Origin of the sequence: Cupriavidus sp. 2SB, from assembly GCF_005503625.1 — a bacterium.
Classification (GTDB): domain Bacteria; phylum Pseudomonadota; class Gammaproteobacteria; order Burkholderiales; family Burkholderiaceae; genus Cupriavidus.
The window spans coordinates 1-11379 of the sequence record NZ_SCMX01000128.1; the positions used below are offsets into that span (position 1 = coordinate 1).

12 protein-coding genes are annotated in these 11379 nt (G+C 65.5%); 5 read left to right on the forward strand and 7 right to left on the reverse strand.

Annotated features, from left to right (window positions below; translation table 11 throughout):
* The 6 genes from FFS21_RS30800 to hemA all read right to left on the reverse strand — a co-directional run.
* On the reverse strand, nucleotides 1–570 hold a 570-nt coding region (locus tag FFS21_RS30800), incomplete at its 3' end, for a UbiX family flavin prenyltransferase (RefSeq protein WP_137928463.1).
* A gap of 13 nt (nucleotides 571–583) precedes the next feature.
* Nucleotides 584–895, reverse strand: a complete 312-nt coding sequence (gene grxD, locus FFS21_RS30805; RefSeq protein WP_137928464.1) for a Grx4 family monothiol glutaredoxin — start codon at nucleotides 893–895, stop codon at nucleotides 584–586.
* A 149-nt stretch (nucleotides 896–1044) separates the two neighbouring features.
* Nucleotides 1045–1911 carry a peptide chain release factor N(5)-glutamine methyltransferase gene (gene prmC / locus FFS21_RS30810; protein WP_137928465.1) on the reverse strand — a complete coding sequence of 289 codons (867 nt, stop codon included), beginning with the start codon at nucleotides 1909–1911 and terminating at the stop codon, nucleotides 1045–1047.
* Nucleotides 1912–2068: 157 nt separating this feature from the next.
* Nucleotides 2069–2392: a hypothetical protein gene (locus FFS21_RS30815; RefSeq protein WP_137928466.1), complete on the reverse strand. Its 324-nt coding sequence runs from the start codon at nucleotides 2390–2392 to the stop codon at nucleotides 2069–2071.
* 171 nt (nucleotides 2393–2563) lie between these two features.
* Nucleotides 2564–3646, reverse strand: coding sequence for a peptide chain release factor 1 (prfA, locus tag FFS21_RS30820; protein WP_137928467.1), 1083 nt, complete (start codon nucleotides 3644–3646; stop codon nucleotides 2564–2566).
* Between the two features lie 135 nt (nucleotides 3647–3781).
* Nucleotides 3782–5086 carry a glutamyl-tRNA reductase gene (gene hemA, locus FFS21_RS30825; protein WP_137928473.1) on the reverse strand — a complete coding sequence of 435 codons (1305 nt, stop codon included), beginning with the start codon at nucleotides 5084–5086 and terminating at the stop codon, nucleotides 3782–3784.
* 155 nt (nucleotides 5087–5241) lie between these two features.
* Between hemA and FFS21_RS30830 the strand changes: the two genes are divergently transcribed.
* On the forward strand, nucleotides 5242–5484 hold the full coding sequence (locus FFS21_RS30830; RefSeq protein ID WP_137928468.1) for a hypothetical protein: 243 nt from the start codon (nucleotides 5242–5244) through the stop codon (nucleotides 5482–5484).
* 28 nt (nucleotides 5485–5512) lie between these two features.
* On the opposite strand, the gene FFS21_RS30835 is transcribed toward FFS21_RS30830, so the two are convergent.
* Nucleotides 5513–6280, reverse strand: a complete 768-nt coding sequence (locus FFS21_RS30835; protein WP_137928469.1) for a 5'-methylthioadenosine/adenosylhomocysteine nucleosidase — start codon at nucleotides 6278–6280, stop codon at nucleotides 5513–5515.
* Between the two features lie 211 nt (nucleotides 6281–6491).
* On the opposite strand from FFS21_RS30835, the gene FFS21_RS30840 reads away from it, so the two are divergent.
* The 4 genes from FFS21_RS30840 to FFS21_RS30855 form a co-directional block, all read left to right on the forward strand.
* Nucleotides 6492–8657 carry a TonB-dependent siderophore receptor gene (locus FFS21_RS30840; RefSeq protein ID WP_137928470.1) on the forward strand — a complete coding sequence of 722 codons (2166 nt, stop codon included), beginning with the start codon at nucleotides 6492–6494 and terminating at the stop codon, nucleotides 8655–8657.
* 89 nt (nucleotides 8658–8746) lie between these two features.
* A complete protein-coding gene (locus FFS21_RS30845) occupies nucleotides 8747–9787 on the forward strand; it encodes a DUF2157 domain-containing protein (RefSeq protein WP_249359763.1) in 1041 nt (346 codons plus the stop codon).
* A complete protein-coding gene (locus FFS21_RS30850; RefSeq protein WP_137928471.1) occupies nucleotides 9784–10908 on the forward strand; it encodes a DUF4401 domain-containing protein in 1125 nt (374 codons plus the stop codon). Before FFS21_RS30845 ends, FFS21_RS30850 begins: the two co-directional genes overlap by 4 nt.
* Nucleotides 10905–11379: GDYXXLXY domain-containing protein (locus FFS21_RS30855; protein ID WP_137928472.1), on the forward strand; the 475-nt coding region annotated here is incomplete at its 3' end. The genes FFS21_RS30850 and FFS21_RS30855, both read left to right, overlap by 4 nt.

Sequence of the window (11379 nt, forward strand, 5' to 3'; positions counted from 1 at the left end):
CTTCTCCCCCACATCCCTTAAATCCACCAGATCCAGCACGCGTCCCACCGTGTGGTCGACCAGTTCCGCAATGGTCTGCGGCTTCTGGTAGAACCCCGGTACGGGCGGGAACACGATGCCGCCCATTTCGGTCACGGCGGTCATGTTGCGCAGGTGGGCCAGGTTCAGCGGGGTTTCGCGCACCATCAGCACGAGCTTGCGACGCTCCTTGAGCGTGACATCGGCAGCGCGTGTAATCAGGTTGTCGGAGAGGCCGTGTGCGATGGCAGCCAGCGTGCGCATCGAGCAGGGTGCGACGATCATCGCGTGCGCGCGGAACGATCCGCTGGCGATGGTCGCGCCAACGTCGCGCACGTTATGCACGACATCGGCGAGTGCCTCGACCTCGGCACGGCCGATGTCGAGTTCGTGCTGGAGGTTCATGATGCCGGCCGGCGAGATCAGCAGGTGGGTTTCCACACCGCTCACATCGCGCAGCACCTCAAGCAGCCGGACACCGTAGATGGCGCCGGTGGCGCCCGTGATGGCGACGATCAGCCGTTGCGGCGCGCCGCCTTGTTCCACAGGCATGACGGACTCAGGCTCAGGCTTTCAGCAGGGTCTGCAGTTCGCCGTTCTGGTACATCTCCATCATGATGTCCGAACCGCCGACGAACTCGCCGTTCACGTAGAGCTGGGGAATGGTCGGCCAGCTGGCGTATTCCTTGATGCCCTGGCGGATGCCGTCGTCTTCCAGCACGTTGACCGTGGTCGGGGCGTCCACGCCGCAAGCCTTCAGGATCTGGATGGCACGGCCCGAGAAGCCGCACATCGGGAACTGGGCGGTGCCCTTCATGAACAGAACCACGGGGCTGCCCTTCACGATCTGGTCGATCTTCTGTTGTACGTCACTCATGATGGATACGTTCCGGTTGCGCGCGATGCCAGGTGGCACCGCGAATGAATTGGGGAATGGCTCCGGATTTTACCGGAATCGCGCCTGGCGTTCAGGAGCCGCTCGGATGCGCCCCCGATGTCGTGCAGATGGGGCCCCGGCGCCGGATCTCAACCGGGCAGCCGGCCGCCGCTGCAGCGTTCGTTGCCGCCGAGGTCGCGTGCCGTGAACACCTCCGCAAAGCCGGCACTGGTCAGCAGGTGGCGCGTGGCATACCCCTGGTCGTAGCCGTGCTCCATCAGCAGCCAGCCGCCCGGCAGCAGCCGGTCTGGCGCGCCGGCCACGATGGCGCCCAGGTCCGACAGGCCGTCCTTGTGGTCGGTCAGCGCGTCGATGGGCTCGAAACGGAGGTCGCCTTCGCTCAGGTGCGGATCGCCCTCGGCAATGTAAGGCGGATTGCTCACGATCAAGTGAAATCGCAGGGCATCGGGCAATGCGCCGTACCAGTCCGAGACCAGGAAGCGGATATTGTCGGCCTGCAGCGCGCGGGCATTGTCCTGTGCCACCATCAGCGCACCCGGCGAGATATCGGTGGCCCAGACTTCGGCATCGGCGCGTTCGCGGGCCAGCGTCACGGCCAGGATGCCGGAGCCGGTGCCCATGTCGAGCACGCGCGGCGTGTGGATATCGGCCAGCCGCGCCAGCGCAGCCTCGGCGGCTACCTCGGTGTCCGGACGCGGGATCAGCACATCGGGCGTGACGCGGAACGAGCGGCCAAAGAACTCGCGCTCGCCGAGCAGATACGCCATTGGCTCACCCGCCAGCCGCCGTGCCAGCAACGTGGAAAATGCATCATGCTGTGCTGCATTGAGGTGATCGTTGTCGCGGGTGATCAGTTGCGTGCGCGTGAAGCCGGTGACGTGCGAGAGCAGCATGCGGGCTTCGAGCGAAGGCAGGCCGGCCATGGCGGCAAGGGTCAGCGCTTCGCGCAGCGTGGGATCGGGCGGCAACGTGCCCGCTAGGGTGGAGGACGACATGTTCTACGGCCGGTACGTCTTGGGGAAAAGAACTGGCGCCTGCTGCAAAAAACCCCGTCGGGCATCGGCCTGACGGGGTTCTTTTCGCGACGTCGAGTGAGGCGTCCAGTGTAAGCCGATTCCGGCCTGCGGGCGACGCCTCGAATGCGTAGGGGTATTACTTGTTGACGGCGTCCTTGGCCTTGTCGGCGCCGGTGTTCACGGCGTCGCGCGCGGCTTCCTTGGCCTGGGCCATGGCATTGCCGGCATCGACCTTGGCCTTTTCGGCGGCGGCGGACACATCGGCGGCAGCACCACTTGCAGCGGCCTTGGCGGCGTCCGCGGCGTTGGCGGCGGCGGCAGCAGCGTCGCTGGCAGCGGCCTTGGCCGATTCGGCAGCGTTCTGCATCGCGGTGTCGGCGTTGGCGGCCGGTGCTTCTTCCTTCTTGCTGCAGGCGGTAACGGCGGCGGCGAGCATCAGCATGACGAGCAGTTTCTTCATGATTTCATCCTTGTGTGTCTGTTGAGGAGTGGACTTCCACATCCAGACTTCGTCCCCCGATCTCTTACCTGTCAGAAAGTGATGTATTGGGGTGGTCTGGTCGAAATCGATTATAGACAGCACGCTTTTTCACGCCAGTGCTGTTTCACGCATTTACCTTGGTTACAAATGTCAATTTTCGTCGCCAAGGGCCGCAAGCTGATCGGCCTGGTGCTCGGCGGAAAGTGCCGATACCAGTTCGTCCAGATCGCCGTCCATGATCATGTCGATCTTGTAGAGCGTCAGGTTGATGCGGTGATCGGTCACGCGGCCCTGCGGAAAGTTGTAGGTGCGGATGCGGTCGCTGCGGTCGCCGGTGCCGATCAGGTTGCGGCGGGTGCTGGCTTCCTTGGCCTGCGCGGCGCGCAACTGCGCGTCCATGATCCGCGCCGCCAGCACCTTCATCGCCTTTTCTTTGTTTCGATGCTGGCTGCGGTCGTCCTGGCACTCGACCACGATGCCGGTGGGCAGGTGAGTCAGCCGCACTGCCGAATCGGTCTTGTTGACGTGCTGGCCACCGGCACCTGAGGCGCGGAAGGTATCCACGCGCAAATCTGAAGGGTTGATCTGCACCTCGGCCACTTCGTCGGCCTCGGGCATCACGGCCACGGTACAGGCCGAGGTGTGGATGCGTCCTTGCGCCTCGGTGGCCGGCACGCGCTGCACGCGATGGCCGCCCGATTCAAACTTCAGTTTGGAAAACGCCGCATCGCCGGCAATGCGCACGATGACTTCCTTGTAGCCGCCGAGGTCGGACTCGGACTCGCTCATGATCTCCACCTGCCACCGCTGCCGTTCCGCATATCGCGTGTACATGCGCAGCAGGTTGGCGGCGAACAGCGCGCTTTCCTCGCCACCGGCACCGGCGCGGATTTCCAGCAGCAGGTTGCGATCGTCGTTGGGGTCCTTTGGCAGCAGCAGCGTTTGCAGGCTCGATGCAAGCGATGTCAGCCGGTCTCGCGCAGCGCCAATTTCATCGGCGGCGAAGTCCTTCATCTCGGGGTCGTCGAGCAGCGCCTCGGCCGTGGCCAGGTCTTCCTGCGCCTGGCGGTACTGGCCGTATTGCTCGGCCACGGGCGACAACTCGGCATGCTCGCGCGACAGCTTGCGGTACTGGTTGATGTCGGCTGTGGCGTTCTCGTGCGCGAGCAGGGCATTGACTTCGTCGAGTCGCTCGGCCAACTGGTCGAGCTTTTGGAGCATGCTGGCTTTCATCGGATACGGGATTCGGCTGGTGTCACGGAGCAATGCAGCGTGCATTGCGGAGGAGAGCGGTGACCCATCGCGCCATGTGCCATGGCCTGGGTCGATGCCGGATGCCGGCGGTGCCGGCAGGGAGGGTGAGCGCGGCTAGCGCTCGGAATGGCTGCTGTGGCGGAACAGACCCGGCACCAGACGCAGCAGTGCCTCGCGGTCTTCGCCCTGCGTGTGGTTCAGCGCGTGCGTGGGGCCGTGCAGGAACTTGCGCGTCAGCGCGCCCGACAGGGCTTCGAGCACGGCTTCCGGATCGTCGCCGCGTGCCAGCATCCGGCGCGCGCGGTCCAGCTCGGCCTGGCGGATGGATTCGCCGGCGGTCTGCAGGTCGCGGATCACAGGCACCACGCTGCGCGTTTCCAGCCAGTGCATGAAGTTCAGCACGCGCGATTCGATGATGGCCTCGGCCTGTGCCACGGCGGCCTGCCGCAGGGCATTGCCTTCGCGCACCACGGCACCGAGATCGTCGACGGTGTAGAGGAACACATCGTTCAGGCGCGCGACTTCCGGCTCCACGTCACGCGGCACGGCCAGGTCGACCATCATGATCGGGCGATGCTTGCGGCGCTTGACCGCGCGTTCGACGGCACCCAGGCCGATGATCGGCAGCGAACTGGCGGTGCAGGAGACGACGATGTCGAATTCGTGCAGCCGTTCGCCCAGATCCTGCAGGCGGATGGCCTGCGTGGTCAGGCCCTGTTCGGCCAGTTGCTCGGCCAGCTTCTCGCCGCGTTCGATGGTGCGGTTGGCCACCACGATCTGGCGCGGCTGCTGTGCCGCGAAGTGCGTGGCGCACAGCTCGATCATCTCGCCGGCGCCGATGAACAGCACGCGCTGCGTGGAAACGCTTTCGAAGATCCGTTGCGCGAGGCGCACCGCAGCGGCGGCCATCGACACGGAATGCGCGCCGATCTCGGTCTGGCCACGGACTTCCTTGGCCACCGCGAACGTGCGCTGGAACAACTGGTTCAGGTACGTGCCCAGCGCGCCGGCTTCGCCAGCAGTGCGCACGGCATCCTTCAGTTGTCCGAGAATCTGGGTTTCGCCCAGCACCATCGAGTCGAGCCCGCTGGCCACGCGGAATGCGTGACGCACGGCTTCTGACTGGGGCAGGGCGTACAAATGCGGCGCCAGTTCACCGGCCGGCACATTGTGATGCTGGGCAAGCCAGTGCAACGTGTGCTCGAATCCATCCTGCCCGGGCTGCAGCACATCGGTGGCGCAGTAGATTTCGGTACGGTTGCAGGTGGAGAGAATCGCGGCTTCGGTGCCACTGCGGCCCGCCAGGTGGGTGCGCAGGGCGCCCAGTGCGGGTTTGATCTGCTCAAGCGGAAACGCCACACGTTCGCGGAGCGAGACGGGTGCCGTTGTGTGATTGATGCCGATCGCGAGCAGTTGCATTTGTGGGGTTGGAATGCCATCCGGATCGATGCCGGAAGCGGGGGTCATTATACCGCTCGTAAACATCCTTGCAGGCGACTGGGGCGGTTTGTTCCAACAGCGCTATTGTTGGAACATTGCCAGAATATATGACTTTATAGGCACTGGAGAGGCGAATGTTTGGTCTGTTGGTGGTGGGTGCAGTGGTGGGACTGGCCGGGGCGTTGCTGCATCCCGCCGGACGCGTCGTGCGGGTGCCGGTGGCGCTGCTGCTGGGAATGGCGGGCGCGCTCTCTGCTTTCTATGGCGGGCGGGCCGCCCATCTTTTTACGGACGGCCAGCTTTGGGGATGGGGCGCGGCAATCTTCGGCGCGGCCCTGCTAGTGGCGGTCTGGGGTGTTGCGCGGCCGCGTCGGTAAGAAGAGAAATAACTGTGGTGTCGGGAATTCAGCTGCGCGCGTCGAGGAATCGTCGTAGCACCGCGCTGGAGTAGTGGCTCGCCACGTCGCGCAGGAAGGCCGGAAAGTCCACGTGCGCGGCGTCATCGGCGCGATCCGACACCGTGCGCATCAACGCATAGGGCACGCCGTACTCGTGGCAGATCTGGGCCAGTGCCGCACCTTCCATCTCTACGGCCTGCAGCAAGGGCAGGTCGCGGCGCAGGCCGGCGACGGCCATGGCGGAATTGATGAACTGGTCGCCGCTGCCGATCATTCCCACGTGAAGCTTCGGCGCGTGGATGCCAAAGCGGGCCAGCACGCCGTCAGGCACCTCGCTGGCCAGGTCGTCGCGCAGGAAGCCTTCCACCGCCTGGCGCAACGCAGCGGTCAGCGCGGGATCGGCGGGAAATACCGACTGCCCCAGCAGGGGCACCTCGTGGCGCGGGAATAGCGGGCGGGCGTCCAGGTCATGCTGGATCGTGGCATCGGCCACGACGATATCGCCGACCCCGACCTCCGTTGCGACCCCACCGGCGAGTCCGGTGAACACAATGCCTTCCACACCGAATTCGCGAATCAGCGTCACCGTGGTGGCCGCTGCCGCCACCTTTCCCACCCGTGCCAGAACCAGCACCACAGGCTGCCCGTGCAGGGTGCCGCAGTGGTAATCGCGCATGCCAATCGTCTGCGTCGTGGCGCGGGCGTCTTCGTGGCGCATCGCGGCAATCAGTCCGTCGACTTCGTCGTGGAGGGCGGCAAGGATGCCAAGAGTCATGGTGTGGGAGCGCAACGGCGGGATGGAAAGCGGCGCCCAGCATACCGACCTCGCGACCGGCGCGGAAGCGGTGCGCCACTGTGGCGTGTACGCGACGCCGAGCATTTCAAGTTCGTCCGAATGTATCCGGGGTATGACAAATCGTTACAATGCGCATCGGAATACGAGTCATTCCTATTCCCATTCCTGACAGCCTACCCGAGATCAATCCATGTCTGTACGCGCCCGGCGCCGCCTGAGCGGTTCGCACGCCCTCCGCCTGACCACCTTCGCCCTGAGCATGCAAGCCGCCACTGTGGCGATGGCGCAGGAACAGGCGCCCGCCGCTACCGCCCACCACGAACTGCCGGCGGTGACCGTCAAGGGCAGCAATGAAACGCCGACCGGGCCGGTCACAGGCTTCGTTGCCAAGCGCGCGCTGACCGCCACCAAGACCGACACGCCGATCGTCGAGACGCCACAGTCGATCACGGTCATCACCCGTGACCGGATCGAACTGACCGGCGCGCAGACGGTGGCGCAGGCCGTCGGCTACACGGCGGGCGTGACCACAGCCGGGTTTGCGAACGACAACCGCACGGATTCGATCAAGATCCGTGGCACCGATTCCACCCAGTATCTCGACGGCCTGCTCAACGCCGTGGGCTTCTACAACAACACGCGGCCCGACCCGTACGCGCTGGAGCGCATCGAGGTACTGAAGGGACCGTCGGGCATGCTGTACGGCCAGGGTGCGGTGGGCGGCGTGGTGAACCTGGTATCGAAGCGTCCGCAGGCCGAGGCGTACCGCGAGATCGGCGTGAGCTTCGGCAACTACAACCGCAAGCAGATCCAGGCCGACCTGACTGGTCCGATCGATGCCGATGGCAAGTGGCTGTACCGTTTCGTGGCGATGGCGCGCGACAGCGACGCCTCGGTGGACTACGTCAAGGACAACCGCTACTTCATCGCGCCGTCGCTGACGTACCGGCCGAACGCCGATACTTCGTTCACGATCCTGGCGAACTTCCAGCGCGACGATAGCGGATCGATGATCGGCTTCTTCCCGTGGCGCGGCACGCTGATCGAGAATCCGGCGGGTGCAATTCCGCAGAGCTTCTTCGTCAGCGAACCGGATTTCGACCGCTATCGCGCGCAGCAGCACGCCATCGGCTACCAGTTCTCGCACCGTTTCAACGACACGTTCGAAGTGCGCCAGAACCTGCGTTACTCGCACAGCACCGTGGACTACCGCAGCATCTACACCACCGGCTTCACCGGCGCCACGCACGGCTGGGTGCCGGGCAGCAACACGATGCTGCGCCGCGTGGTCTACATGAACCAGCCCACGCTGAACCAGTTCGCCGTGGATACGCAGGGCCAGTCGAAATTCAATACCGGCGCCGTCAAGCACACGCTGCTGACCGGCATCGACTACCAGCACAGCGATGCCACGGGCCGCAGCAACGCCAACGGCACGGCTGCACCGATCAATGTGTTCAACCCGGTCTACGGCAACTACACCGCGCCGACGGTGTTCAACACGTTGCAGCCGGCCAAGCAGATCCAGACCGGTGTCTACCTGCAGGATCAGCTCGAATGGAACAAGTGGCTGCTGATGCTGGGCTTGCGCTACGACTGGTCGCGCGCCTCGCAGGACAACACGCCCTCGGCCTCGCGTGACGACAACGAACTGACCAAGCGTTTCGGCCTGATGTACCGCACGGACTTCGGCCTGAACCCGTACGTGAGCTATGCCGAGTCGTTCCAGGGCCAGGCGGGCTTCAACGTGGACGGCGCGGCGTTCAAGCCGCTGCGCGGCAAGCAGTGGGAAGTGGGCGTCAAGTACCAGCCGCTCGGCAAGAACATGACGCTGACGGCCGCGCTGTTCGACATGCGCGAAGAAAACCGCAAGGTGGCTGGCGTGGTCAATGGCGTGCCGGGCACGGTGCAGGTGGGCGAGGCCCGCACGCGCGGCGCGGAACTGGAAGCGCTGGTGTCGCTGGGTCGCCTCGACCTGATCGCCGCCTATACCTTCCTGAACGCGAAGGTGATCGAGGGCTCGGCAGCCGAGCAAGGGCAGCGTCTGGCAAGCATCCCGACGAACACGGCGTCGCTGTGGGCCAACTACCGCTTCGCGCTGTTCGACATTCCGGGCTTCATCGCCGGTGCCGGTGTGCGCTACAACGGCCCGAGTACCGACGGCACGGGCAACAACCGCGTGGGCGGTTTCACGGTATTCGACGCCGTGGTGGCCTACGACCGGGGGCCGGTGCGCGTCTCGCTGAACATCAACAACCTCACGGGCAAGCAGTACGTGTACAGCTGTATCGCACGCGGCGACTGCTTCTTCGGCACGCAGCGCTCGATCATCGGCAACGTGACTTATCGTTTCTGATCTGCCACACATGGCGGCGTCTCCCGGGAGACTTCGGCGCGGTCGCCTGCTACATTGCAGACCATGCCGAATCCCGGGGGATTGCCGCTTTGGACAGCTTCTCGCATCAACGATTCTCGCAGCGCAGGATCAGCCAGCAGGCGCTGGCCGACTGGCGCGCGCAGGGCCGGTTAAACGCCGATGATCTGCGCACGGCATGGCAGCCGACGCTGCCTGCCACTGCGGACTGGCAGCACTGGCTTGACCGCGTGCTGCTCTCTCTGGGCACGGCGCTGCTCTGCGCCGGTGTCATTGTCTTCTTCGCCTTCAACTGGGCGGATCTCCACAAGTTTTCCAAATTCGGCCTGCTGGCTGCGGTGCTGACGCTGCTCGCCGGTTTCGCGGCGTGGCGGCCATCGGGCGATCTAGCCGGGCGCGCCGCGCTGGCCGGCGCGCAAATCGTGTCGGGTGTGCTGCTGGCGGTGATCGGACAGACCTACCAGACCGGTGCCGATGCGTGGCAGTTGTTTGCGCTCTGGGCATTGCTGGCCACACCGTGGGCACTGGCCGCGCGTGCTGCGCCGCACTGGTGGATCGTGCTGGTGCTCGGCAACGTGGCGCTGCTACGGTATTGCAGCGTGAACCTGGGCATCGGTGGCATGTTCGAACTGCTGTTCTCGGCGCAGTGGGCGCGCGAGACGATGCTGTTCCTGCTCGGCCTTGCCGTGGTGCAACTGGCGGTCTGGCATGGGCTGGCAGCGCGTGCGCCAGCCTTCGGCTTCCGGGGCATGACAGGGCCGCGGCTGATCGGCGTACTGATTTGTGGCTACGCGGGATGGGTGGCGACGGCCAGCGTGGTGCTGGACCATTTTGCCGCGCTCACGTTTCTGGTCAGCGCAGCGGCGCTGGCAGCGCTCGGGGCGTGGGTCCGATGGCGGGCCTTCGACATCGTGGTGCTCAGCCTGGTCTGCCTGACTGGCATCGGCATCGTGGTGATGGCGGCCGGGCGCGGACTGGTGAGCATCGACGGTGATTTCGGCGCCTTCCTGCTGCTGGCGCTGCTGACCATCGGCCTGGCCGTGGCAGCGGCCACGTGGCTGCTGCGCGCGTGGCGGGCTGAGTCTGGTGCAGAGTCGGGAGGCGAGGCATGAGCGACGCAACCTTCGAGAAAGCGCTCTGGCAGCGGCTGGCGGCGCGCGGTGCGGTGCAGGGGGATTGTCCTGTCACGCTGCGTACGCCGTGGCCTATCCGATTGCTGATGGGCGGCGCGGGTTGGTTGGGCGCGCTGTTCTTCCAGATGTTCCTGATTGGCACGGTGTTCGCCGCGACGCGCGGCAACGGACCGGCCATGGCGATCACGGGCGCGATCATGATCGGTGCGGCCATCGCGTTGTATCGCGTGCGGGCTGGTGAGAGTGGCCGCATTGCGATGGGACAGTTCGCGCTGGCCCTGAGCCTGGGCGGTCAGGGCATGGCGATTGCCGGTGTCGGAGAGGAATTCGGATTTCGCTCGATCGAGTCGGCATCGTTCTGGCTGGCTGTGGCTGTGCTCGAGGCGCTGCTCTTCGTGGTGGTCCCGGATCGCTTGCATCGATTCCTGGCGGCACTGGCTACGTGGTCGGCCGTGGCAATCGGTGCCTGCATCGCGTTGGGGGATATGGTGGCGCCGCGCTGGACCGCCATTCCGCCGATGATCGGATTGCTCGCCGCGCTGGCGCTGGCCGGGGTGGTCGTGTTTGCGATGCGCGAGGCAGGTCTGGCGGCATCGGGCCAGCGTGCCGTGTGGGAACCCGCCGCCGATGCCACGTTGGTGTTTGCGCTGGGTGGCGCGCTGGTCGTGACCGGGATGATGCATCCGGCCGCACTTATCTTCGGCACCGGTCGGACCTGGTACGCGCCGGGCGCGTGGCTGGGCGGCGTGTTGACCGGAGCCGTACTCGTCGTGTTCGCCTGGCTTGAATGCAAGCGGCTTGGCGCCGATGCCCGCACCGCTGCGGTGATGCTGGTCACCGCCGCCGCATTCAGCGCGTTGATGGTCTTCGCCCCAGCCGTGACGGCAGGCGTGCTGGCATTGGCCCTGGCCATGCGACGCGGCTCGCTGACCTGGATGGGTCTCGCCATCACCAGCGTACTGATCGGCTTCGTCTGGTACTACAGCACGCTGCAATGGACGCTGCTCGCCAAATCCGCGACGCTGGCCGGCGCTGGCGTATTGCTGCTTGCCGTTCGCATCGTCGTTGCTCGTATGCCGCGCGCGGAGGCCGTCCAATGAAACGATGGATCCTGATCGCATGGCTGCTCACCATCGGCGTAGCGCTGGCCGGCATCGTTGGCAAAGAACGACTGATCGCCAATGGCGAGGTGGTCTACCTGCGCCTGGCCCCGGTCGATCCCCGCTCGCTGGTGCAGGGCGACTACATGGCGCTGAACTTCTCGATTGCCAACGATGTGCGCGTGGCCCACGGCACGGAGCAGACGCCTGCCTCGCGCGAAGAAGTCATCGTGATCCGCCGCGACGCCAGCCGGGAAGGCCATTTCGTCCGCCTCCACAAGGGCGAACCGCTGGCCGATGGCGAACTCCTGCTACGCGTGCAGAACGTGCCATCCCCGCGCTGGGGCGGCACAGGCACGCAAGTCTCCACGGACGCGTGGTTCTTTCAGGAGGGTCAGGCCGACCGCTACGCCAGGGCCCGCTTCGGCGAGTTCCGCGTGGACGCGAGCGGCCAGGCGGAACTCGCCGAAG

What these genes read in the sequence shown, in the direction of transcription:
- FFS21_RS30815 (WP_137928466.1), bottom strand. Translation starts at nt 2,392, where the DNA reads ATGAAGAAACTGCTCGTCATGCTGATGCTCGCCGCCGCCGTTACCGCC.
- prmC (WP_137928465.1), bottom strand. Translation starts at nt 1,911, where the DNA reads ATGTCGTCCTCCACCCTAGCGGGCACGTTGCCGCCCGATCCCACGCTG.
- grxD (WP_137928464.1), bottom strand. Translation starts at nt 895, where the DNA reads ATGAGTGACGTACAACAGAAGATCGACCAGATCGTGAAGGGCAGCCCC.
- FFS21_RS30850 (WP_137928471.1), top strand. Translation starts at nt 9,784, where the DNA reads ATGAGCGACGCAACCTTCGAGAAAGCGCTCTGGCAGCGGCTGGCGGCG.
- FFS21_RS30840 (WP_137928470.1), top strand. Translation starts at nt 6,492, where the DNA reads ATGTCTGTACGCGCCCGGCGCCGCCTGAGCGGTTCGCACGCCCTCCGC.
- hemA (WP_137928473.1), bottom strand. Translation starts at nt 5,086, where the DNA reads ATGCAACTGCTCGCGATCGGCATCAATCACACAACGGCACCCGTCTCG.
- prfA (WP_137928467.1), bottom strand. Translation starts at nt 3,646, where the DNA reads ATGAAAGCCAGCATGCTCCAAAAGCTCGACCAGTTGGCCGAGCGACTC.
- FFS21_RS30835 (WP_137928469.1), bottom strand. Translation starts at nt 6,280, where the DNA reads ATGACTCTTGGCATCCTTGCCGCCCTCCACGACGAAGTCGACGGACTG.
- FFS21_RS30830 (WP_137928468.1), top strand. Translation starts at nt 5,242, where the DNA reads ATGTTTGGTCTGTTGGTGGTGGGTGCAGTGGTGGGACTGGCCGGGGCG.